Raw genomic sequence first — 23,630 nt, 5'->3', positions numbered from 1 at the left:
CTGCGGTCTGCCGTTCTGTTTTTCATCTGCCCGGCTAGCCGGGCAAATCAGGTTTACTCTTCTTCATAGGAGCTGATCGGCGCACAACCGCAGAACAGGTTGCGGTCGCCGTACACGTTGTCGGCGCGGCCGACCGGTGGCCAGTATTTACGCTGGCGCAGGGAAGCGACGGGGTAAGCGGCGATTTCACGGCTGTACTTGCGTTCCCAGTTGTCCGACATCAATACCTGCGCCGTGTGCGGCGCGTTTTTCAACGGGTTGTCGTCGTGGTCGAATTCACCGCTGGCGACCTTGGCGATTTCCGCGCGGATGGCGATCATGGCGTCGATGAAGCGGTCGATTTCCACTTTCGATTCGCTTTCCGTCGGCTCGATCATCAGGGTGCCCGGCACAGGGAAGCTCATGGTCGGCGCATGGAAACCGAAGTCCATCAAACGCTTGGCCACGTCTTCGTTGCTGATGCCGGTGGCTTCGGTGATCGGGCGCAGGTCCAGGATGCACTCGTGCGCGACCAGGCCGTCATGGCCCGAGTACAGCACGGGGTAGTGCGGCGCCAGGCGGCGCGCGATGTAGTTCGCTGCCAAAATCGCCGTCTCGGTCGCTGCGGTTAATCCCTCTGCGCCCATCATGGCGATGTACATCCACGAAATCGGCAAGATGCTGGCCGAGCCGAACGGCGCGGCGCTGACGGCGCCTATGCCCGCATCGGCTGCGTCGCGCCGGTAGCCGGTAGAACGCTGGTTCGGCAGGAATTTCGCCAGGTGGGCGCCCACGCCGATCGGACCGACACCTGGTCCGCCACCGCCGTGCGGGATGCAAAAGGTCTTGTGCAGGTTCAAGTGCGAGACGTCGCCGCCGAACGAGCCGGGAGCGGCCACGCCGACCAGCGCGTTCATGTTGGCGCCATCGATGTAGACCTGGCCGCCGTGCGCGTGGATGATCTCGCACAGTTCCTGGATGCCTTCTTCAAACACGCCGTGGGTGGACGGGTAGGTGACCATCACGCAAGCCAGGTTGGCGCTGTGCTTTTCCGCTTTCGCTTTCAGGTCGGCCAGATCCACGTTGCCGTTGGCGTCGCAGCTGGTGACGACGACCTGCATGCCGACCATGTTGGCCGAGGCGGGATTGGTGCCGTGCGCCGACGATGGAATCAAACAGATGTTGCGGTGGCCTTCGCCGCGCGATTCGTGATACGCCTTGATCACCAGCAGACCCGCGTATTCGCCTTGCGAGCCGGCATTCGGCTGCAGCGAGACGGCGGCGTAGCCCGTCAGCGCGCACAGCATCTCTTCCAGCTGCGCGATCATTTCGCGGTAGCCCACGGTTTGCGCGTCGGGCGCGAACGGGTGGATGTTGGAAAACTCGGGCCAGGTGACGGGAATCATTTCCGACGTCGCATTCAGCTTCATGGTGCACGAGCCGAGCGGAATCATGGTGCGGTCCAGCGCCAGGTCCTTGTCGGCCAGGCTGCGCAGATAGCGCAGCATTTCGTGTTCCGAGTGATAGCTGTTGAAGACCGGGTGGGTCAGGTAGGCGCTCTCGCGTGCCAGGTTCGCCGGCAGGGCGCTGCTGACGCCAGCTTCCACGCTGTCCAGGTCAGGTGCGGCAGGCGCGTTGACTAGGCCGTGCGCGAACACCTTCCACAGCAGCGCGATATCGTCGCGCGTGGTGGTTTCATCGAGCGACACGCCGACGTGTGTGCTGTCGATCTTGCGCAGGTTGACGCCGTGGTGTATGGCCGTCGCGTGCAGTTGCGCCGCATCGGCGACATTGATGGTCAAGGTGTCGAAGTAGGTCGTATTGACGACGCCATAACCGAGGGTTTTCAGGTTGGCGGCCAGCACGCCCGTAAAGCGGTGCACGCGCCGGGCGATCTGCAGCAGGCCGGCAGGGCCGTGGTAGACAGCGTACATCGAGGCCATCACGGCCAGCAGCACTTGCGCCGTGCAGATGTTGGACGTGGCTTTTTCGCGGCGGATATGCTGTTCGCGCGTTTGCAGGGCCAGGCGATACGCCTTGTTGCCTTGCGCATCGACGGTTACGCCCACCAGGCGGCCCGACATATTGCGCTTGAATTCATCGCGCGTGGACAGATAGCCGGCGTGCGGGCCGCCGAAACCGAGCGGCACGCCGAAGCGCTGGCTGTTGCCGACGACGACGTCGGCGCCCCATTCGCCCGGTGGTGTCAGCATGGTCAGGGCCAGCAGGTCGGCTGCGACGATGACCATGGCGCCATTCGCGTGCAGTTTTTCCACGCCGGCGCGGTAGTCGCGCACGACACCGTTCACGCCAGGGTATTGCAGCAGCACGCCGAAGCAGGCGTCCAGCGCTTCGATTTCAGCCGGGTCGAAGGTGCGCACCTCGATGCCGATCGGCTGGGCACGCGTCTGCACCACTTCCAGCGTTTGCGGCAGCACGTCATTGGCCACGTACAGCACGTTCGACTTCGACTTGCCCACGCGCTGGATCAGGGTCATCGCTTCTGCGGCGGCCGTGCCTTCATCCAGCATCGAGGCGTTCGAGATGCCCATGCCGGTGAGGTCCGTGATCACTTGCTGGAAGTTCAGGATCGCTTCCAGGCGGCCTTGAGAAATCTCGGGCTGATAAGGCGTGTAAGCCGTGTACCAGGCGGGATTTTCAAAGATGTTGCGCAATACGACGCCAGGCGTGAACGTGTTGTAGTAGCCCTGGCCGATCAGGGATTTCAATACCTGGTTCTTGCCGGCGATGGCTTTCAGGCGCGACAAGGCTTCCTGTTCCGGCATCGGCTGCGAGTACGCGCCCAGGGGTAGGGCGCCCTTGTTGCGGATGTTGGCCGGCACCAGGGCGTCGATCAGCGCGGCGCGCGATGGATAGCCGAGGGTCGCCAGCATGGCTTGCTGTTCGGTGGAAGAAGGGCCGATGTGGCGGGCGATGAAGGCATCGCGTGCTTCGAGTTGGGTCAGGCTGGTGCGGGTCATGATATAGAGGCCAAAAAAGACTGAAAAACCGGGAGGCGGCGCGCGTGCGCTGCTGTAATTTATTGCAACTAAAGCAAACGGGCCGCAAACGCGGCCCGTGAGTCAAACGCGATTAGGCGCTGGTGGTGGCGCCATAGGCGGCAGCGTCGAGCAAGCCGTCCAGGGCCGACACGTCGGCTGGCTTGATTTTGAACAGCCAGTTGGCGTAGGCATCGGCGTTGATCGATTCAGGCGCATTGACCACGTCGTCGTTGACGGCCACGACTTCGCCGGCGATCGGCGCGTAGATGTCGCTCGCTGCCTTGACCGATTCCACCACGGCGGCGTCGTCGCCGGCGCCGTAGGTGTTGCCCACGGTTGGCAGTTCGACGAAGACGATGTCGCCCAGGGCGTCCTGCGCGTATTCAGTGATGCCGACGGTGATCGTGCCGTCGCCTTCAAGGCGTACCCATTCGTGGGAAGCGGTGTACTTCAGGTCTGCAGGAATGTTCATGTGTGGCTCCAGATGGTAAGTGTTCGTTATTGATTATGATTGTTCGGTCTTGCGGGCGGTGGCTCTCTATCGCTAATCGCTTACGCAAGTAGGATTTTACCGTTACGCACGAAAGGCAGCTTGACGACGGAAGCGGCCAGTTGCTTGCCGCGGATTTCCACGTGCACGGTGTCGCCCACGTTCACGCCGTTCGGCACGCGCGCCAGGGCAATCGCTTCCTGCATCGTCGGGCTGAAGGTGCCGCTGGTGATTTCGCCCGTGTGCGCGTTGCCGGCGATGATGACTTTTTGATGGGCGCGCAGCACGCCGCCTTTTTCGCGCAGGATCAGGCCGACGAATTGCGCATTCTGGCCTTTGGCCAGCAGGGCCGCCTTGCCGATGAAGTCACGCTCGCTGACCAGGTCGATGGTCCATGCCAAGCCCGCGTCGAGCGGGTTGACGGTTTCATCCATGTCCTGGCCGTACAAATTCATGCCCGCTTCCAGGCGCAGGGTGTCGCGCGCGCCCAGGCCGGCCGGCTTGACGCCGGCAGCGATCAGGGCGTTCCACAGCGCTTCCACCTGGGTCGCTGCCACGCCGATTTCAAAACCGTCTTCGCCCGTGTAGCCGGTGCGCGCCAGCATGACTTCGCCGAACGCCGTGTCCTTGACAATGACGACATTGAACGGCTTGATGGCTTCGGACGCCGCTTGCGTCTGCGGCAGCACTTGCCATACCTTGGCGCGCGCATGCGGGCCTTGCACAGCCACCAGGGCCATGGCGTCATTGCCGTCGCGGCGCTGGGTGATCGTCAGGCCGCTGTTGGTGTTGGTATTTTGCTGCTGCATCCAGGCCACGTCTTTTTCCGCCGTGCCCGCGTTGACGACCAGGCGGAACCAGTTTTCGTTGAAAAAATAGACGATCAGGTCATCGATGACGGTACCTTCGGCATTCAACATGCACGAATACAGCGCCTTGCCCGACACTTGCAGCTTGTCGACGTTATTTGCCAGCAGGCCGCGCAAAAAGGCGCGCACGTTCGGACCTTCGATATCGACCACGCACATATGGGACACGTCGAACATGCCGGCGTCGCTGCGCACGGCGTTGTGTTCTTCGATTTGCGAGCCGTAGTTGACGGGCATGTCCCAACCGCCGAAATCGACCATGCGGGCGCCGAGGGCACGGTGGGCGTTGTTGAGTGGGGTCGCTTTGAGCGTCATGGATTCCTCGGGACGAAGGTAAAGGGGAAGTTAACAGAACACAGAATATAGAGCGCCAAAACGGCACTCCATCGTGATCACTGACCCCCCTGTCCTTTGTACCTGAGAGATTACGGGGGCTTGCCCCGTGCGCCCCTTCGGTGGGTCGCCGGCAATAGCCGCGGCCGCTCTCCAGAGTTGAGCTGTAGTGTCGCCAAAGCAACAGCTTCAGTCCGCCTGATCGGTCCTTTTGCCTGAGAGTTTTTGGGTAGTGCCCCTTCGGCGGCAACGCTGGGTTGCCCTCTCCCGATCAAGTGTGAGGAATATATGCCAGCAGGGTGTTTCTGTCAATCTGAAAAGACGTTGCCAAATTGCAGCAAAAGCCGCAGTTTGCGGGGCTGGCAGGCGCTGCGCTCCAGCGCAAGAGGGCGCCGTGCCGCGTGCGAATGCGCTATGATGAAATCTTGGCTTTCTTGCGGGTGGCTGCCATGAACACGACACAAAGCGGGACACAAAGCGGGACGCAACACGAGACACAAAACAACACCGAGCAGCACGCTTATTTCACCCTCTCGGGCGACGTCAACAGCGACATGGTGCGGCGCGTCTTCAATGTCGTGGCCGATATCACGGAAGACAAGCTCACCACTGCGCACATTTTGATCCAGTCCAACGGCGGCTATGTCAGCGATGGCATCTGTCTGTACAACTTCCTCAGCAAATTGCCGCTCGACATCATCACCTACAACGCAGGCGCCGTGGCGTCCATCGCCGTTACCCTGTTTCTGTCGGGGCGGCACCGCCATGCCAGCGACACGGCGCGCTTCATGGTGCACAAATCGCATGCGACAGCCTCGCCCGGTTCGCGGCCCGATGCGCTCAGCATCATCGTCGAGGGCTTGCGCGCCGATGACATGCGTACCGAGCGCATCCTGCGCGGCCAGGTCAACCTGACGGAAGAGCAATGGCAGGTGCATGCCTATTCCGACCTGCACCTGACGGCTGACCAGGCGCTGGAAGTGGGCATGATCGAATCGATCCGCGACTTTGCGCCGCCCAAGGGCAAGCGCCTGACGAATATCTGACGCGCTTGGCGCTGGGCAGGTGGGTAGTTTTGGCGCGGAAATTTGTAATGGAATGTAATTCTTCGCTGCAGCACAGCAAAAGCCACGCGGAACAGGGCAGAGTCGTGGCATAGTGCAATCTGATCATGAGATAAGTGCAGGCACGATGACTTGGTGGAATGGTATTTCTTTTGCGGCCGACATGTCCGTGATGGGGCCGGCTGGCGTGGCGATCGCCCTGTGGCTGCTCGTCTCGCGTCAATGGCGCCTGGTACTCAGCTGGAGCATGTGGTACGGCGGCGGCCTGGCACTCGTGGTGCTGTCAAAGCTGGCTTTCATGAGCTGGGGCGTGGGCAGTAGCGCGCTCGATTTCACCGGTTTCAGCGGTCACGCCATGCGCGCCGGCGCCGTGTTTCCCGTGCTGATGTATGTTTTGCTGCAGCGCGCCACGCCGCGCTGGCGCCATGCCGGCGTGCTCGTGGGGGTGGCGTTTGCCGTGCTGGTGGCTATTTCGCGTGTCGTCGTGCATGCGCATAGCGTGTCGGAAGCGGTCAGCGGCTGCGTGCTGGGCTTGGCGCTGGCGCTGGGCTTCATGTGGAGTGCCCGTGGCGCCGTGAATTTCGCCGTCAGCCATGCGCTGGCCCTGGCCAGCCTGATGCTGATGGTGGTGCTGAGCTTCAAGGCCGAACCCATGCCGACCGAACAGTGGCTGCAAAAACTGGCCATGGTGCTGTCCGGCCATGAGCGCGTTTTTTCCCGTGAAGACTGGAAACTGGCGCAGGATAGCCACCCAGCCCGTTAAGATGGCGCTGGACAGCACTTGATGTTGCTGTTTTTTGGCCAGAAAAGCATCGGGAAATGGTATGATGAACCACTTTTTTGCGGTGAGCGGCCAGACTGCCATCGCAATGGTGTATCTGAACTGAATACGATCCGGGTTCACCGATCTCAACCGCCAGCATAGGCCAGGAACTCTAAAACACGTGCGTCTCTCTTCCATCAAGTTGTCGGGATTTAAGTCTTTCGTCGATCCCACCAATTTCCAGGTGCCAGGCCAGCTCGTGGGCGTGGTCGGGCCGAATGGCTGCGGCAAGTCGAATATCATCGACGCCGTGCGCTGGGTGCTGGGCGAGTCGAAAGCGTCCGAACTGCGCGGCGAGTCGATGCAGGACGTCATCTTCAACGGTTCCACCCACCGCAAGCCTGCCGGCCGCGCTTCCGTGGAACTGGTGTTCGACAATAACGACGGCAAGGCGTCCGGGCAGTGGGGCCAGTACGCCGAGATCGCCGTCAAGCGCACCCTGACGCGCGACGGCACTTCCACCTATTACATCAACGGCCAGCCCGTGCGCCGGCGCGACATCCAGGATATCTTCCTCGGCACGGGCCTGGGGCCGCGCGCCTACGCCATCATCGGCCAGGGCATGATTTCGCGCATCATTGAATCGCGCCCCGAAGAATTGCGCGTCTTCCTCGAAGAAGCGGCCGGCGTGTCGAAATACAAGGAACGCCGCCGCGAGACGGAAAACCGCTTGCAGGATACGCGCGAAAACTTGCTGCGCGTGGAAGACATCTTGCGCGAACTCAATGCCAACCTGGAAAAGCTGGAAGCGCAGGCGGCCGTGGCCACGCGTTTCCACGCCTTGCAGGCGGACCAGGAAGAAAAGCAGAAACTGCTGTGGCTGCTGCGCAAGAACGAGGCGCAAAACGAACAGACGCGCTATTTCCGCGAAGTCGAGCAGGCGCAGACGGACCTGGAAGAGCAGACGGCCAAGCTGCGCAACGTGGAATTGACGCTTGAGCAGATGCGCCAGGCGCACTTTGCCGTGGGCGACCGCTTGCATACGGCGCAGGGCCATCTGTACCAGACGAATGCGGAAATCGGCAGCCTGGAAGCGCAGATCAAGTTCGTCATCGAATCGCGCGCCCGCCTGCAAGCCCAGCTGGCCACCTTGACGGCCCAGCGCGACCAGTGGAGCAGCCAAGGCGGCGAATACCAGGAACAGATCGAAGAGGCGGAATTCCACCTCGAGGAACTGGCTGCGAAGGTTGAGCAATCGCAAATGATGGCGGAACAGAAGGGCGAGCAATTGCCCGAACTGGACGCCGCCTGGCGCGCCGCGCAGAACAAGAGCACGGAATCGCGCGCGCGGATTATGCAGGCCCAGCAGCAGCTGGAACTGGAATCGGCGCACCAGCGCAACGCCTCGAACATCTTGGCCAGCCTCCTGACGCGCCGCGAACGCCTGCAGCAGGAAAAGAACAGCCTGAGCTTGCCCGACAGCAGCCACCTGGAAAACCTGAAACTGCAGCTGGAAGAAAAGCAACAAACGCTGGAAGAGCAGGGTTTTTACCTGGAAGAAGCGCTGGAGCAGCAACCCAAGCTGGAGCAGGAACGGGCCGAAGCGCAGGCGCAGGTCAATGCCGAGACGGCCGCGAATGCCCAGCTGGAAGCGCGTCTTTCCGCTTTGAAACAATTGCAGGAACGGGTACAGACGCAGGGCAAGGTCCAGCCGTGGCTGAAAAAGCACGAGCTCGATACCTTGCCGCGATTGTGGCAAAAGTTGCAGATCGAAGCGGGTTGGGAAGCGGCCATGGAATCGATCTTGCGCGAGCGCACGTCGGCCCTGCAACTGTCGAATATCGATTGGGCCAAGGCGTTCTTTGCCGATGCGCCGCCAGCCAAGCTGGCCCTGTACGCGCCGTCCACCGTGGCGCCGCTGCCCCTGCCGGAAGTGCCGGGCCTGAAGCCGTTCCTGAACTTGCTGAAACTCAACGATCCGGGCTTGCGCGGCTTGCTGCAGGATTGGCTGTACAACGCCTACGCCGTGGAAGACGCGGCCGAAGCGCTGGCCGAGCGTAGCAAGTTGCCGCCGGGCGGCTACTTTGTCACGCGGCTTGGTCACGTGGTCACGGCGTCCAGCGTGCGTTTTTATGCGGCCGATTCGGAGCAGGAAGGCATGCTGGGGCGCCAGCAGGAAATCGAGAATATCGGCAAGCAGTTGCGCGCCCAGCAATTGCTGGCCGAAGAGGCGCGTGCCCGTTCCGTGCGCGCCGATGCCGCCGTGGGAACCTTGACGCGCAAGCTGTCGGACTTGCGCCTGCGCATACAGCAACTGACATCTTCCGTGCATACTTTGCAACTGGACGTGGTGAAACTGTCGGAAGTGGAAGCGCGTTTCAACCAGCGCAGCACGCAGATCGGCGCGGATCTGGCGGAAATCGCCGCGCAGGAAGCGGAACAGATGCAGACCAAGCTGGAGTCGGAAGAGAAATTCGAACAGCTGGACATGGAACTGGGCAACTTGCAGGAAGCGCACGAAGACGGCCATACGGACTTCTTGCAGAAGGAACAGCGCTTGGCCGAAGCGCGCGAAGCCTTGCGCGACCTGGAACGCGCCGCCAAGGATACGGAATATGCGGAAAAAGCCCACCGCGCGAAGATCGAGGAGTTGCGCCGCAACATCGCCACGGCCAGTACGCAGGCCCAGCAAGTGACGGCCAGCCTGCAGGCAGGCGAACTGGAACTGGCCAACCTGGAAAGCGGCGCGGCCGCCGACGGCTTGCAGGACTTGCTCGAGCGCCGCACCACGCAGGAGCGGGCGCTGTCCGATGCCCGCCATGAACTGGACCAGATCACGCAACAGTTGCGCCTGTCTGAAGATGCGCGCACGCAATCGGAACGCAGCTTGCAGCCACAGCGCGACAAGATCATGGAAATGCAGCTCAAGGAACAGGCCGTGCGCCTGAACCAGGAGCAATTCTCCCAGCAACTGCTGGAATCGGGCGCCGATGAAGCGGCCCTGACGGAAAAGCTGCACCCGGACATGCGTCCATCGTATCTGCAGGGCGAAGTCACGCGTCTGACGAACGCCATCACGGCCCTGGGCGCCGTCAACCTGGCCGCGCTGGACGAACTGGCGCAGGCATCCGAGCGCAAGAATTTCCTCGATGCCCAGAATGCCGACTTGACCGAAGCCATCAATACGCTGCAAGACGCGATCCACAAGATCGACAAGGAAACGCGCGACCTGTTGCAAGACACCTTCGACAAGGTCAATCATCACTTTTCCGAGCTGTTCCCCATTCTGTTTGGTGGCGGCCAGGCCAAGCTGACCATGACGGGCGACGAGATTCTCGATTCCGGTGTACAAGTCATGGCGCAGCCTCCCGGCAAGAAAAATGCCACCATCCACCTGTTGTCCGGTGGAGAGAAGGCGCTGACCGCGACCGCATTGGTGTTTTCCATGTTCCGCCTGAATCCGGCGCCGTTTTGCCTGCTCGACGAAGTCGATGCACCGCTGGACGATTCGAACACGGAACGCTTCTGCCGCATGGTCAAGCGCATGTCCGACCAGACCCAATTCCTTTTCATTTCGCATAACAAGATTGCGATGGAAATGGCCCATCAATTGATCGGTGTGACGATGCAGGAGCAGGGCGTATCGCGCATCGTGGCGGTGGACATGGAGTCCGCCGCAAATTTTGCTACCGAGGCACAAGCAGCATGACAGACCTTCAAATTACCTTGTTTGGCGCCGGCGGCGTCTTTATCGTCGGCGTTTTCTCGTACAACAAATGGCAGGAATACAAGGCCAAGAAAAGCGTGGAGCGGGCCTTTTCCACCGACCACGACGATGTGCTGATGCGCGAGGGCGACGCCCCCGTGACCGATGTCCAGCAACCCGTCTTGCGCCAGGAGCCGCGTTTTGACGCCGCGCCCGCCGCCAAGGCCGAACCGTCGTTCGGCGCGCCGCCAGCGGCGCCCGTGTCCGATGCCCCCGTGCATGTGGAACCGTCGCTGGGGGATGCCCCTGCCGAGCCGGTCCCTGCTCCAGCGGCCGAGCCCGTGCAAGAAGTGAGCGCCGCCAGCGAGCAGGCGACCAGCCTGGTCGACCCGCTGATCGATTGCCTGCTGCCCTTGTCACTGGAAGCGCCCGTGCGCGGCGACAAGATCCTGCCCGTGTTGCAAACCCTGCGCCTGGTGGGTAACAAGCCCGTGCACTTCATCGGTTTGCATGTGAATGGCGACTGGGAACCGATCACGCATGGCGGTGTTTACACCAAGATGCAAGGCGGGGTGCAGCTGGCCAGCCGCAGCACGGCCTTGAATGAACTCGAATACTCGGAACTGGTCACGCGGCTGCGCGGCGTGGCGGACGAGATCGGCGCCGAGCCGGAAGTGCCCGACATGATGGAAGTGATGGCCGAAGCGCGCAATTTGCACCGCTTTGTCGCCGGCCACGACGCACAACTGGGCGTCAACCTGCACACGAACGGCGCGCCGTGGGCCATTTCCACCTTGCTCTTCGCCTTGGAAAAGCAGGGCTTTGATGTGCGTCCGGACGGCCGTTTCGTCATGCCGGACGGCGACGGCAGTTATCTGTTCTCGCTGTCAACGAATGTCACCCTGGCCGAGGAAACCACGCCCCGTTTGACCCTGCTGCTGGACGTGCCTTGCGTGGCGCCCGCGCGCGACGGCTTCGGCGCCATGGTCGCCTGTGCCAAAGCGCTGGTGGGTCGCCTCGACGCCACCATCGTCGACGATTACAACCAGGCCCTGTCGGACACGGCGCTGGCCGAGATCGCCGGCCAGGTGCAAGAGTTTTACCAGGAAATGGACGCGGCCGACATTCCGGCCGGCTCCACCCGCGCCCTGCGTTTATTTAGCTGAAGAATCCCGCAACAATGACTGATCCGATCAACCAGGACGCCGCCCAGCGCGTCCTGGCACTCACTGCCGAACTCAATCGGCATCTGCACGCCTACCACGTGCTCGACAATCCCACCATTCCCGACGCCGAGTACGACAAGCTGTTCGTCGAACTGCAGACGCTGGAAGCGGCCCATCCTGAGTTGCTTCAACCAGACTCGCCCACCTTGCGCGTGGGCGCGGCGCCGCTGCCGCAATTCGAGCAAGTCACGCACACGGTGCCAATGTTGTCGCTGAACAATGGTTTTACCGATGACGATATCGTCAACTTCGACCGTCGCGTGCGTGAAGGCCTGGACCTTGACGGTGCAGAAGTCGACTACGCTGCCGAAGTGAAATTCGACGGCCTAGCCATCAACCTGCGCTATGAAAACGGCTTGTTCGTGCAGGCGGCCACGCGCGGCGACGGCGCCACGGGCGAAGACGTGACGGCGAATATACGCACCATCGCCGGCATTCCGCTGCGCCTGCAGGGCGACAGGATTCCGGCTGTGCTCGATGTGCGCGGTGAAGTGATGATGTTCAAGGCCGATTTTGCCCGCCTGAATGAACGCCAGCGCGAAGCAGGGCACAAAGAATTCGCCAATCCCCGCAATGCGGCCGCTGGCAGCATGCGCCAGCTCGACTCGCGCATCACGGCGCAGCGCAAGCTGCGCTTCTATGCGTACGGCATCGGCGCCCTCGATGGCGCCGCCATGCCGGTGTCGCATTCGGCCTTGCTGGACTGGTACGACACCCTGGGCATTCCCGTGTCGAAGGAGCGCAAGGTGGTGCAGGGCGCGCAGGGTTTGCTCGATTACTACGCCGATATCGGCGTGCGCCGCCCCGCTTTACCCTATGAAATCGACGGCGTGGTGTACAAGGTGAACGCGACGCAAGACCAGCAAGAGCTGGGCTTTGTGTCGCGCGCGCCGCGTTTTGCGCTGGCGCACAAGTTCCCTGCCGAAGAGGCGCTGACGCAGGTGCTGGGCATTGACATTCAGGTGGGCCGCACGGGCGCCATGACGCCCGTGGCGCGCCTGGCGCCCGTGTCCGTCGGCGGCGTGACGGTGACCAACGCCACCTTGCACAATGAAGACGAAGTGCTGCGCAAGGATGTGCGCGTGGGCGATACCGTCGTCGTGCGCCGCGCCGGCGACGTGATTCCCGAAGTGCTGTCCGTGGTGCTGGAAAAACGGCCGGAACCGGCGCCGCTGCCATTCAAGATGCTCGAGCGCTGCCCTGTCTGCGATTCCCACGTGGTGCGCGAAGAGGGCGAAGCCATCGCCCGCTGTTCAGGCGGCCTGTTCTGTTCGGCCCAGCGCAAGGAAGCGTTTCGCCATTTCGCGGGCCGCCGCATGATGGATATCGAAGGTCTGGGGGAACGTTATATCGATACCCTGGTCGAACTGGAATACGTGCATGGCTTGGCCGATCTGTACAGCCTGACCCTGGAAAGATTGCTGGAAATGAAGCTGCGCGCCGACGAGCGCGATGGCTCGACGCCAGAAACAGTGCAACAAGGCAAGATTCCCACCAAATGGGCGGAAAACTTGCTGGCCGGCATAGAAGCGAGCAAACGCCCGCCGCTCGAGCGTTTCCTGTTTGCGCTGGGCATCCGCCACGTGGGCGAATCGACGGCCAAGACCCTGGCCGAATGGCTGGGCAGCCTGGACTATGTGCGGCGCGCACCGGCGGCCTTGCTGCGCGTGCTGCCCGACATCGGCGGCACCGTGGCGGTGTCGATTGCCGATTTCTTTGCCGAAGAAAAGAACCAGCAGGCGCTGCAGGCATTGCTGGATGCTGGCGTGACGCCGCAGGGCGAACACGCGCCCAGCGCCAAGCTGCGCGTGCAACTGGAGCAAACCAAGCTGTTGGCGGCCATCGGCATCCCCAAGCTGACGGAGCCGCGTAGCAAGCAGTTGGTGGAGCGGGGCGTGACCCTGTCCAGCCTGGCGGCGCAGGGCGCCAGCTTCCACGCGGGCTTGCCCGCCGCCGTGGCTGAAGCGCTGGCGCAATGGCTGGCCGATGAGAGCAATCTCAAGCTGCTTGCGCAACTGGACGCCCTGCGAAATGAATTACTGTCACAATTGCCTGAAATATCAGCCGCTGGCGGCAAGTTGGATGGCAAGACTTTCGTCTTGACGGGCACCTTGCCCAACATGAGCCGCGATGAGGCAGCGGAGCTGATCGAGGCGGCCGGTGGCAAGGTTAGCGGTTCCGTGTCGAAGAAAACCGGCTACGTCGTGGCTGGATCGGACGCCGGCAGCAAACTGGCCAAGGCGCAGGAACTGGGCGTGGCCATACTCGACGAGGCTGGCCTGCTGGCCTTGCTCGCGCAGGACTAATCATTCAACATCTTACAGAAGACCCATGAAAAAAATCAGAAAAGCAGTCTTTCCCGTCGCCGGCCTGGGCAGCCGTTTCTTGCCTGCGACCAAGGCGCAACCGAAGGAAATGTTGCCCATCGTCGACAAGCCATTGATACAGTACGCGGTGGAAGAAGCGGTGGCGGCGGGCATCACGGAAATGATCTTCATCACGGGCCGCAATAAACGCGCCATCGAAGACCATTTCGATACGGCCTATGAGCTCGAATCGGAACTGGAAGCGGCCGGCAAGCGCCAGTTGCTCGACATGGTGCAAAACGTCATTCCCAAACACATCAATTGCATTTACATCCGTCAGTCGGCGCCGCTGGGCCTGGGGCATGCCGTGCTGTGCGCTCGTCCCGTGATCGGCGACGAGCCGTTTGCCGTCTTGCTGGCCGACGATTTCATGGATGTGGAAGAGGGCGTGCGCCCCGTGCTGGCGCAGATGACCGATGTCTTCCAGTATGAAAACTGCTCGTTGCTGGCTGTGCAGGATGTGCCGCGCGCAGAAACCAAGCAGTACGGTATTGTATCGGCAAAGAATTATCAGCCCGACCTGGAACTGGTCTCGGCTATCGTGGAAAAGCCCGCGCCTGAAGAGGCGCCATCGACCCTGGCCGTGGTGGGCCGTTATGTGTTGACCAGCCGTATCTTTAACCACCTGGAAAATATCGGCACGGGCGCCGGCGGCGAAATCCAGTTGACGGACGGCATCGCCGCTCTGATGCGCGAAGAGCGCGTGCTGGCTTACCGCTACCAGGGGCAGCGTTATGATTGCGGTTCCAAGCTGGGTTATCTGAAGGCAACGACGGCGATGGGCATGAAACATCCGGAAACGGGCGCTGCCTTCCGCGCTTACCTGCAAGAACTGCAATCGACACTGGAAGCAAAATGACGGTACGTGAAATTCTGAAGATGGGCGATCCGCGCTTGCTGCGCATGGCCGAGCCCGTGCGTGAATTCGATACGCCCGAATTGCATGCCTTGATCAGCGACATGTTCGACACCATGCATGCGGCCAATGGCGCGGGCCTGGCGGCGCCGCAGATCGGCGTCAACCTGCAGCTGGTGATCTACGGTTTCAAGCAAAATCTGCGCTATCCCGATGCGCCGCAAGTGCCGGAAACTGTGTTGATCAACCCGGTGCTGACACCTTTGTCTGAACGCAAGGAAGAGGGCTTTGAAGGCTGCCTGTCGGTACCCGGCCTGCGCGGCAGCGTGCCGCGCTGGAGCGAGTTGCACTATGAAGGCATGGACCAGTTCGGCCAGCCCATCAGCCGCGACTGCGACGGCTTCCATGCGCGCGTGGTGCAGCATGAAGTGGACCACTTGCACGGCATTTTGTATCCGATGCGCATCGTCGACTTCACGCAGTTCGGCTATACGGAAGTGATGTTCCCCGAGTTGGATCCAAACGATGACGACTAAGTTTGGTGTCTGACCCCAGATTCTGACAGTCAATAAAAAATGGCCGCGCAGCATAAGCTGGGCGGCCATTTTTTATGCGTGAAGCGAACCTAGCGCGCCTTGCGGCTGCTGCCCAGGTTATCGAGCAGCATTTTCAATTCATCCTGCATGGCATCCGTCAGGTTCAGGAAGCGGCAGCCGATCTGCACTTGCTCGCCCAGCAGGAAAGAGCGGAAGGTGCGCGACAGGCGGATTTCCAGGTCGGCGATCATGACCTTGTCCGGTCCCAGTTCCAGGCGCACGCGCGACAGCTTGCGCCCCACGTACAGGCCGACCGTATCGCGCGGGTGGGCGCGCATGCCGATGCCGCCGGCCGAAAAATCATACAGCTGCAGTTCATACGGACGACCCTCGAGCACGAAGGCGGCCAGGTAGTACACACCCAGCGGTGTTTCCAGGCGCGTCGATTCACGCCGTTCCAGCACCAGGCAATGGCTGGGGAAGTTCATCAGGTAGACGTTTGGCCGCTCGGGATAGGCCTCCCATTCGTCGTTGATGGTAAATTGCAGCTTGGCGCTTTGCACCCACGATACAAACGTGGCGCCGCCTTCGGGCAGGGTGGCACCTTCATTGAGTTCCAGCACGAATTGCGGCAAGTCGTCGTCGACGGACAAGATGCGCGCCATGATGACATCTTCGCCACCCGTCGGATAGATGGAAATGGCGTCGCCGTTATCAGCCAGGCTGCACAGGGTTTCGCCGATATCCCACGGATCGCTCATATGGTGCGGCTTGGTGCCTGGCTCCATCGGCTCGGCTACGTCGGCCAGGCTGGGCGCGCCTTTGCGCAGGGGATTGGGGATGGGATCGTTCACGACAGCGTATCTCTTTTGTTCTAATGGGGAATAGTGTATAGGTTTAAAGCAATATTTACTAAGTAAATCACAATAATTGTTTTTATATCACTATACTCGCTTATGCAGGATGGGATGCTGCGCGGCATGCCATGTTGACGTCTCCGCTTAAAACTGCTCGTCCGCGCTCAGATAACGCCATTGGCCCGTCGGCAAGTCGCCCAGCTTGACCTTGCCGATGCGCACGCGTTTCAGTCCCAGCACTTTCAGACCGACGGCTTCGCACATGCGGCGGATCTGGCGTTTCTTGCCTTCGCGCAGGGTAAAGCTCAGCTGGTCTTCATTTTGCCAACGCACCTTGGCCGGCAGCAGCGGCTTGCCGTCGAGCCACAGGCCGTGGTTGAGCTTTTTCAGCTCGCTGTCGGGCAGGGTGTCGCCCTTGGTGTAGCTCACGCGCACCAGGTATTCCTTGTCGATATCGGTATCGTGGCCGATCAGCTGCTTGGCCACGCGCCCATCCTGCGTCAAGACCAGCAAGCCGACGGAATCGATGTCCAGGCGCCCGGCTGCCACCAGGCTGCGCAGTTGGGTCGGGTGGAACTGTTCCGGGCTGCGGTCTTCCGCCCAGCGGTTTTCGGCCTTGATCAAAGCCACGGCGGGCGTATAGCCATCTTCGGCCTGGCCGCTGACATAGCCCATCGGCTTGTTGATCAGCACGGTCACGCGTTTCGACTGTTCGGCCGCCGCCTGGCGTTCCACGGTGACTTTCTGGCTGGGAGTGACCTTGCTGCCCAGTTCGGATACCACCTTGCCATCCACGCGGACCCAGCCGCGCGCGATCCATTCATCGGCTTCACGGCGCGAGCACAGGCCCAGTTCGGACATACGTTTGGACAAGCGTAATAATTCTTCGGTCATGTTGTTTCAGTTTCAGTAAGGGTAGGCGCTGCGCGGAGGTCATTAGACTTTCAGCGCATCGAGTAAATCGGTTTCCAGCAATATCTGGTTGCGGGCATTGTTGAGCGCGGGACCGTCGACGAGGAAGACGTCTTCGACCCGCTCGCCCAGGGTCATGATCTTGGCCGTGTGCAAGTTAATGCGGTACTTGGTCAGCACATTGGCGATTGCATACAGCAGGCCCGTGCGGTCGTTGGCGGCCACCGACAGCAGGTAGTACTGGCCCCTTTCATCGGGCCGCAAATCCACCGTCGGCTGGAAGGGGAAGGTGCGCGACAGGCGCGACAGCCGTCCCTTGCCCGGCGGCGGCAGCGGTGTTTGCGACTGGAGCAGCTCGCCCAGCTCATGCTCGATCAGGCTGATGATGTCGCGGTAGCTCTTGGCGAAATTCTGTTCGGTGACAAGGAATGTGTCGAGCGCATAACCATTCCTGGTCGTGTGGATCTTCGCGTCGAGGATGCTGAAATTCTTGCGGTCGAAATAGCTGCAAATGCGCGCGAACAGGTCGGGCTGGTCGGGAATGTACACGGCCACCTGCAAGCCTTCGCCGATCGGCGCCAAGCGGCATTTTACCACCGGCAACTTGCTGTCGAGCTTGTCATACAGCGAGCGCGTCTGCCAGGCGATGTCGGAAGCGTCGTGGCGCAGAAAATACGCCACGTCCAGTTGCTGCCACAGTTTCAGGTGCGCGTCTGGCGGCAAACCGTACAGGCGCAGGGTGGCCAGCGCTTCCTGCTGGCGGTTCTTCAGCTCGCGGTCGGCCGTGTGCGGTTCGCCGCCCAGCACGCGCAGGGTGATTTTGTACAGGTCTTCCAGCAGCTTGCCCTTCCAGGCATTCCATACTTTCGGGCTGGTGCCGCGGATGTCGGCCACCGTCAGCAGGTATAAACCCGTCAGGTGGCGCTCGTCCTTGACCACTTTTGCAAAGGCGGCGATGACGTCGGGGTCGGACAGGTCCTGCTTTTGCGCCACTTGCGACATGGTCAGGTGATTTTCCACCAAGAAAGCCACCAGTTCCGTGTCTTCTTCCGACAGGCCGTGGTCCTGGCAGAACTGGGTGGCGTCGGCCACGCCCAGCTTCGAATGGTCGCCGCCGCGGCCCTTGGCGATGTCGTGGAACAGGGCCGCCACGTATAGCAGCCACGACTGCGAGAAATCGGCCATCAACTGGCTGCAGAACGGGTATTCGTGTGCGTGCTCGCTCATGGTGAAGCGGCGCATGTTGCGCACCACCATCAAAATGTGCTGGTCGACCGTGTACACATGGAATAGGTCGTGCTGCATCTGGCCCACAATGCGGCGGAAATTCGGCAGGTAGCGCCCCAGGATGCTCATCTCGTTCATGCGCCGCAACGCGTGGATGATGCCCACGGGTGCTTTCATGATGCGCAGGAAAAGGGCGCGGTTGACAGGGTCCTGGCGGAAGGCGGCGTCGATCTTGAAGCGCGCGTGCCACAGGGCCCGCGTGGCGCGCGAGGTCATGCCTTTCAGTGCCGCGCGCTCCGTCATCAAGACAAAGATTTCCAGCATGGCTGACGGATATTGCTCGAACGTATCGTCGGCGCTGATATCGATCAGGCTGTTGACTTCATTGAAGCGTTCGTTGATGGGCACGGCCACATCGTCTTGCGGAAACAGCCGTGCCTCGATATTTTGCAGCAGAATCGTATTGAGCTGGGTCACGGTTTTGGCGGCCCAGTAGTAGCGCTGCATGAGGAATTCGCTGGCGCGGCGCATGTGCGGCCCGCTGCCCGTGGCCTGCAGTCCCAGCGATTCAGCGATCGCCGTCTGCACGTCGAACACCAGACGGTCTTCGCGCCGGCCCGCATGCAGGTGCAGGCGCACGCGGATATCCTTGAAGGCGCGCTCCTTTTCCATCAACTGGCGCGCTTCCGTCAAGGTGATCAGGCCACCTGTGGCGAGGGTGCGCCACGAGTTCGCCAAGCCGGCCGCCTTGGCCACCCACAGGATGACTTGCAGGTCGCGCAGGCCGCCCGGGCTTTCCTTGCAATTCGGTTCCAGGCTGAAGGCCGTGTCTTCGTACTTGGCATGGCGCTGGCGCATTTCCGCCGTTTTTGCCTGGAAAAACGCCTGCGGGTCCATTGCCGCCTCGTAGCGCTGTTGCAATTGCGCGAACAAGTCTGCGTTGCCGCACACGAGGCGCGCTTCGAGCAGGCTGGTTTGCACGGTGATGTCGGCTTTCGATTCGACCATGCATTCCTCGACCGTGCGGATACTGTGGCCGATTTCCAGGCCCAGGTCCCACAGCAGTTGCACCAGTTCCTCGAGTTTTTCCTGCGTCGCCGCGTCCGGCGCCTGCTGCAGCAGGATCAGCAGGTCGACGTCGGAATACGGAAACAGTTCGCCGCGGCCATAGCCGCCCACGCCCACCAGGGCCGTGCCGGGCGGCAGTCCCGCTTCTTGCCAGGCGCGCGCCAGCACCCCATCGACGCTGTGGCGTAGGCTGCGCAGCAGTTTTTCAGGCTTGCCGTCGGCCTGGAAGGCCGCAATGACGACCTGGCGGTCGGCTTTCAGTTGCTGTTTCAGCTGTTCCCGAACTTGCTTTTTCATCTGGGCCCTGGGGTGGCGGTGCGTTTGGCTGGCCGGGTGGCGGGATCAGGCTTTGTGCGTAATGAAGTCCGGCGGCGGCGGCATGCCGGGCGAGACGGTCAGCACTTCATAACCGGTTTCTGTCACCAGCACCGTGTGTTCCCATTGCGCCGAGTGGCTGCGGTCCTTGGTCTTGATGGTCCAGCCATCGTTCATTTCGCGAATCTCGCGGCGGCCGGCGTTGATCATCGGCTCGACCGTGAAGATCATGCCCGCATCCAGGCGGTCCAGGGTGCCTGGTTTACCGTAATGCAACACCTGCGGCTCTTCATGGAACACTTTGCCGATGCCGTGGCCGCAGAATTCGCGCACCACGCTGTAGCCCGCCTTTTCCGCGTGCTGCTGGATGGCATGGCCGATATCGCCCAGGTGGGCGCCCGGCTTGATCTGATCTATGCCCAGCCACATGCATTCATAGGTGATTTCCGACAGGCGCTTGGTCAGAATGGTGGGCGTGCCGACCAGGAACATGCGGCTATTGTCGCCGTGGTAGCCATCCTTGATGACGGTGATGTCGAGGTTGACGGTATCGCCGCTCTTCAAGACCTTGTCGCCCGGAATGCCATGGCAGATGACGTCGTTGACGGAGGTGCAGATGGCTTTCGGATAGGGCGTGTAGCCTGGCGGGCAATAGTTCAGCGGGGCAGGGATGGTGCCCTGCACATTGACCATGTATTCGTGGCACAGGCGGTCCAGTTCGCCGGTCGTGACGCCGACCTTGACGAAGGGAGTGATGTAGTCGAGGACTTCGGCGCCGAGCTTGCCGGCAACGCGCATACCTTCGATGTCGGCGGCGCTATTGATACGGATGGTGGGCATGGTGTAATTCGCAATCTGCAAGATAGTCGGCTGAAAAGCACGGGTGAAAAGCACAGACGAGTCCTGCGGTACGGGGAAAAGTCTGCAAATATGTCGAAATTATAAACGAGGTGCCCTGAATCCGCCGCCTCCATCCTATGGCCGGGCAGGGATGTGTGGGGAAATGGGGATGAAGCGGCGGCGCGGCCACGCCTTGCACCAGCGTGGTGCATCGGGCGTTTCCGCAGGGCGGGCGATTTGCAGTGCGGACTTGATGTGGCGCTCATTCCGGTGTAGAATCCCGGGTTGCTTGAATTCTCTTTTGAGCAATGCAGCAAAACAGTGTCTTTAATTAATATAAACACGCGAATCCGGTCGACAAGGGTGCCTGTATGGTGACTGATCGGATTCCAGACCCAACCCTGGAGTTAATAATGTCCGTAACAATGCGCGAAATGCTGGAAGCCGGTGTCCACTTTGGTCACCAAACCCGTTTTTGGAATCCAAAAATGGCACCGTTCATCTTCGGCCATCGCAACAAGATCCACATCATCAACCTGGAAAAAACCATGGCGATGTACCAGGACGCAATGAAGCATGTGCGTCAACTGGCTGCAAACCGTGGCACCATCCTGATGGTTGGCACCAAGCGTCAAGCGCGCGAAATCATCGCCGCTGAAGCACAACGCGCTGGCGTGCCTTTCGTTGATCAACGTTGGTTGGGCGGCATGCTGACCAACTTCAAAACGATCAAAACCTCGATCAAGCGTCTGAAAGACATGGAAGTCATGGTTGAAGACGGTTCGATCGAGAAACTGTCGAAAAAAGAAGCGCTGATGTTCTCCCGCGAAATGATCAAGCTGCAAAAATCGATCGGCGGCATCAAGGACATGGGCGGCATTCCTGACGCAATCTTCGTCGTGGACGTCGGTTACCACAAAGGTGCGATCACCGAAGCAGCTAAACTGGGTATCCCGGTCATCGGCATTGTCGATACCAACCACTCCCCAGAAGGCGTGAACTTCGTGATCCCAGGTAACGATGACTCCTCGAAAGCCATCATGTTGTACGCTCGCGGTGTTGCTGATGCAATCATCGAAGGCCGTGCAGCTGCCGGTAACGAAGTTGTTGAAATGGTTAAAGCAGCCGCTGGCGACGAATTCGTCGAAGTGAACGAACAGGCTTAATGGCAAGGCTATCGCTAGATAGCCGTTTGTAAGCGCAGCAGTAAGGGAAAAGGGGTGGCAGCAGCTCCCCCTTTTTTTTAACAAAAAAACGATAGGGACCGCTGGCGAGGCATGCATGCCCGGCCGCGACTATCGACTCACCGAATCAGGAGAAACACATGGCAGCGATTACAGCAGCGATGGTAGGCGAATTGCGCGGCAAAACCGACGCACCAATGATGGAATGCAAAAAAGCACTGACCGAAGCCGAAGGCGATATGGCGCGTGCGGAAGAGATCCTGCGCGTCAAACTGGGCGGCAAGGCATCGAAAGCATCGGCACGCATCACCGCTGAAGGCGTCGTGGCAACCTACATCGCCAATGGCGTAGGCGCCCTGGTTGAAGTGAACTCGGAAACCGACTTCGTTGCGAAAAACGACGATTTCCTGGCACTGGCCAACAACGCTGCGCGTCTGGTAGCAGAACACAACCCGGCTGACGTCGCTGCCCTGCTGGCCCTGCCACTCGATGGCAAGACCCTGGACGAAGTGCGCGCTGCCCTGATCGGCAAAATCGGCGAAAACATGACCATCCGCCGCTTCCAGCGTTTCGAAACCAGCAACAAGCTGGCGTCGTACCTGCACGGTGCGCGCATTGGCGTGATCGTTGAATTCGACGGTGCCGATGAGCAAGTCGGCAAAGACGTGGCCATGCACATCGCTGCCATGAAGCCAGTGTCGCTGTCTTCGAACGAAGTTCCAGCGGAACTGATCGAAAAAGAGCGTTCGGTTGCACAACTGAAAGCCGAAGAAGACGCAGCCAAAGCGGCCGCCGAAGGCAAGCCAGCGCAATCGCCGGAAATCCTGGCCAAACGCCTGGAAGGTTCCGTACAGAAGTTCCTGAAAGAAGTCTCCCTGCTGAACCAGGCTTTCGTGAAAAACGACAAGCTGTCGGTTGAGCAAATGCTGAAGGCGGCTAACACCAGCGTCAAAGGTTTTGCCATGTACGTGGTAGGCGAGGGCATCGAGAAGAAGCAAGACGACTTCGCAGCAGAAGTCGCAGCACAGATGGCTGCCTCCCAGGGAGCGTAAGTAAAGCGGGCCGAGAGGCCCGTTTTTTTGGCCCGCCCGCACCTGTCGTGCCGGGCGGCGGCATGGGCAGCCCCGCGCGCCTATCCGGCGCTGCAAGGCGCTGCGCCATGTCATACTCGAATAACCTCATTTATGGAGCCCCAGCTCATGTCAAAACCAGCCTACAAGCGCGTCCTCCTCAAGTTGTCCGGCGAAGCCCTGATGGGCGATGATCCTTACGGCATCAACCGCGCCACGATCGAGCGCATGGTGGCCGATGTGGCCGAGGTGGCGAAGTTGGGTGTGGAACTGGCAATCGTGATTGGCGGCGGCAATATCTTCCGCGGCGTCGCGCCTGGCGCGCAAGGCATGGACCGTGCCACCGCCGACTACATGGGCATGCTTGCCACCGTGATGAATGCACTGGCCCTGGCCGATGCCATGCGCCACGTCGGCATCGTCGCGCGCGTCATGTCGGCCATCGGCATCGAACAAGTTGTCGAGCCGTACGTCCGCCCGAAAGCCCTGCAATACCTGGAAGAAGGCAAAGTGGTTGTCTTCGCCGCCGGCACCGGCAATCCGTTCTTCACTACCGACACGGCAGCCGCCCTGCGCGGTTCCGAGATCAGTGCCGAGATCGTCCTGAAGGCCACCAAGGTCGACGGCGTCTACACGGCCGATCCGAAGAAGGATCCGAACGCCACCCTGTTCCACACGATTACGTTTGACGACGCCATCGCCAAGCACCTGCAAGTGATGGATGCGACCGCATTCGCCCTGTGCCGCGACCAGAAACTGCCGATCAAGGTGTTTTCGATCACCAAGCCAGGCGCGCTGATGCGCGTCATCATGGGCGAAGATGAAGGCACTCTGGTGCACGTATAGAAATAAGGAGCACCGAGAAACCGTCCATGGCTGCGTTGCAGCGCCTGATCCACGTTATGTACTATTCGTAGCGTCGTCGGCGCCGCGCCTTGCCCTGAACGGTTTTCGGCACTCCCGACTG

Annotated in this window: 17 protein-coding genes and 2 riboswitches; of the genes, 10 read left to right on the top strand and 7 right to left on the bottom strand. The window is 60.9% G+C overall.

Annotated features, from left to right (window positions below; all coding sequences use genetic code 11):
• Positions 1 to 53 precede the first annotated feature (53 nt).
• From gcvP to gcvT, 3 genes are all read right to left on the bottom strand, one after another.
• Positions 54 to 2,960: an aminomethyl-transferring glycine dehydrogenase gene (gene gcvP / locus ACP7DE_RS15285; protein ID WP_426072891.1), complete on the bottom strand. Its 2,907-nt coding sequence runs from the start codon at positions 2,958 to 2,960 to the stop codon at positions 54 to 56.
• 112 nt (positions 2,961 to 3,072) lie between these two features.
• Positions 3,073 to 3,453, bottom strand: a complete 381-nt coding sequence (gcvH, locus tag ACP7DE_RS15280) for a glycine cleavage system protein GcvH (protein WP_353657574.1) — start codon at positions 3,451 to 3,453, stop codon at positions 3,073 to 3,075.
• 80 nt (positions 3,454 to 3,533) lie between these two features.
• On the bottom strand, positions 3,534 to 4,655 hold the full coding sequence (gene gcvT, locus ACP7DE_RS15275) for a glycine cleavage system aminomethyltransferase GcvT (RefSeq protein WP_426072890.1): 1,122 nt from the start codon (positions 4,653 to 4,655) through the stop codon (positions 3,534 to 3,536).
• A 79-nt stretch (positions 4,656 to 4,734) separates the two neighbouring features.
• Positions 4,735 to 4,840, bottom strand: a riboswitch (glycine riboswitch).
• Between the two features lie 26 nt (positions 4,841 to 4,866).
• Positions 4,867 to 4,953, bottom strand: a riboswitch (glycine riboswitch).
• A 169-nt stretch (positions 4,954 to 5,122) separates the two neighbouring features.
• On the opposite strand from gcvT, the gene ACP7DE_RS15270 reads away from it, so the two are divergent.
• From ACP7DE_RS15270 to def, 7 genes are all read left to right on the top strand, one after another.
• Positions 5,123 to 5,719: an ATP-dependent Clp protease proteolytic subunit gene (locus ACP7DE_RS15270; RefSeq protein ID WP_426072889.1), complete on the top strand. Its 597-nt coding sequence runs from the start codon at positions 5,123 to 5,125 to the stop codon at positions 5,717 to 5,719.
• Positions 5,720 to 5,864: 145 nt separating this feature from the next.
• Positions 5,865 to 6,500: a phosphatase PAP2 family protein gene (locus ACP7DE_RS15265; RefSeq protein ID WP_426072888.1), complete on the top strand. Its 636-nt coding sequence runs from the start codon at positions 5,865 to 5,867 to the stop codon at positions 6,498 to 6,500.
• Positions 6,501 to 6,681: 181 nt separating this feature from the next.
• Positions 6,682 to 10,209: a chromosome segregation protein SMC gene (gene smc / locus ACP7DE_RS15260; RefSeq protein ID WP_426072887.1), complete on the top strand. Its 3,528-nt coding sequence runs from the start codon at positions 6,682 to 6,684 to the stop codon at positions 10,207 to 10,209.
• Complete coding sequence (locus tag ACP7DE_RS15255) at positions 10,206 to 11,372, top strand: cell division protein ZipA C-terminal FtsZ-binding domain-containing protein (protein ID WP_426072886.1); 1,167 nt, start codon at positions 10,206 to 10,208, stop codon at positions 11,370 to 11,372. Before smc ends, ACP7DE_RS15255 begins: the two co-directional genes overlap by 4 nt.
• Before the next feature lie 14 nt (positions 11,373 to 11,386).
• A complete protein-coding gene (gene ligA, locus ACP7DE_RS15250; RefSeq protein ID WP_426072885.1) occupies positions 11,387 to 13,738 on the top strand; it encodes an NAD-dependent DNA ligase LigA in 2,352 nt (783 codons plus the stop codon).
• 25 nt (positions 13,739 to 13,763) lie between these two features.
• Positions 13,764 to 14,657 carry a UTP--glucose-1-phosphate uridylyltransferase GalU gene (gene galU, locus ACP7DE_RS15245; RefSeq protein WP_426072884.1) on the top strand — a complete coding sequence of 298 codons (894 nt, stop codon included), beginning with the start codon at positions 13,764 to 13,766 and terminating at the stop codon, positions 14,655 to 14,657.
• A complete protein-coding gene (def, locus tag ACP7DE_RS15240) occupies positions 14,654 to 15,190 on the top strand; it encodes a peptide deformylase (protein WP_426072883.1) in 537 nt (178 codons plus the stop codon). The genes galU and def overlap by 4 nt, the downstream gene beginning before the upstream one ends.
• Positions 15,191 to 15,279: 89 nt before the next feature.
• Here def and ACP7DE_RS15235 read toward each other — a convergent pair whose 3' ends face one another.
• From ACP7DE_RS15235 to map, 4 genes are all read right to left on the bottom strand, one after another.
• Positions 15,280 to 16,044 carry a flagellar brake protein gene (locus ACP7DE_RS15235; protein ID WP_426072882.1) on the bottom strand — a complete coding sequence of 255 codons (765 nt, stop codon included), beginning with the start codon at positions 16,042 to 16,044 and terminating at the stop codon, positions 15,280 to 15,282.
• Positions 16,045 to 16,191: 147 nt separating this feature from the next.
• A complete protein-coding gene (locus ACP7DE_RS15230; RefSeq protein WP_426072881.1) occupies positions 16,192 to 16,941 on the bottom strand; it encodes a pseudouridine synthase in 750 nt (249 codons plus the stop codon).
• Between the two features lie 42 nt (positions 16,942 to 16,983).
• Positions 16,984 to 19,551 (bottom strand): [protein-PII] uridylyltransferase, encoded by a 2,568-nt coding sequence (locus ACP7DE_RS15225; RefSeq protein ID WP_426072880.1) that lies wholly within the window; start codon positions 19,549 to 19,551, stop codon positions 16,984 to 16,986.
• A 45-nt stretch (positions 19,552 to 19,596) separates the two neighbouring features.
• Positions 19,597 to 20,409, bottom strand: coding sequence for a type I methionyl aminopeptidase (gene map, locus ACP7DE_RS15220; RefSeq protein WP_426072879.1), 813 nt, complete (start codon positions 20,407 to 20,409; stop codon positions 19,597 to 19,599).
• 413 nt (positions 20,410 to 20,822) lie between these two features.
• Here map and rpsB point away from each other — a divergent pair, with 413 nt between their 5' ends.
• The 3 genes from rpsB (at position 20,823) to pyrH (ending at position 23,509) form a co-directional block, all read left to right on the top strand.
• Positions 20,823 to 21,575, top strand: a complete 753-nt coding sequence (gene rpsB / locus ACP7DE_RS15215) for a 30S ribosomal protein S2 (RefSeq protein WP_219135456.1) — start codon at positions 20,823 to 20,825, stop codon at positions 21,573 to 21,575.
• Between the two features lie 158 nt (positions 21,576 to 21,733).
• Positions 21,734 to 22,645, top strand: a complete 912-nt coding sequence (tsf, locus tag ACP7DE_RS15210) for a translation elongation factor Ts (RefSeq protein ID WP_332858776.1) — start codon at positions 21,734 to 21,736, stop codon at positions 22,643 to 22,645.
• Positions 22,646 to 22,792: 147 nt separating this feature from the next.
• The gene (gene pyrH / locus ACP7DE_RS15205) at positions 22,793 to 23,509 is read left to right on the top strand and encodes a UMP kinase (RefSeq protein ID WP_071077758.1); all 717 of its coding nucleotides are present in this window, start codon (positions 22,793 to 22,795) and stop codon (positions 23,507 to 23,509) included.
• The last annotated feature ends 121 nt before the right edge of the window (positions 23,510 to 23,630 follow it).

The sequence above is a fragment of the Janthinobacterium sp. DSP2-3-3 genome (assembly GCF_049897325.1).
GTDB lineage: Bacteria > Pseudomonadota > Gammaproteobacteria > Burkholderiales > Burkholderiaceae_D > Janthinobacterium.
The sequence above is the reverse complement of the archived record's forward strand: the minus strand, read 5'-3'. Positions and strand labels throughout refer to the sequence as shown.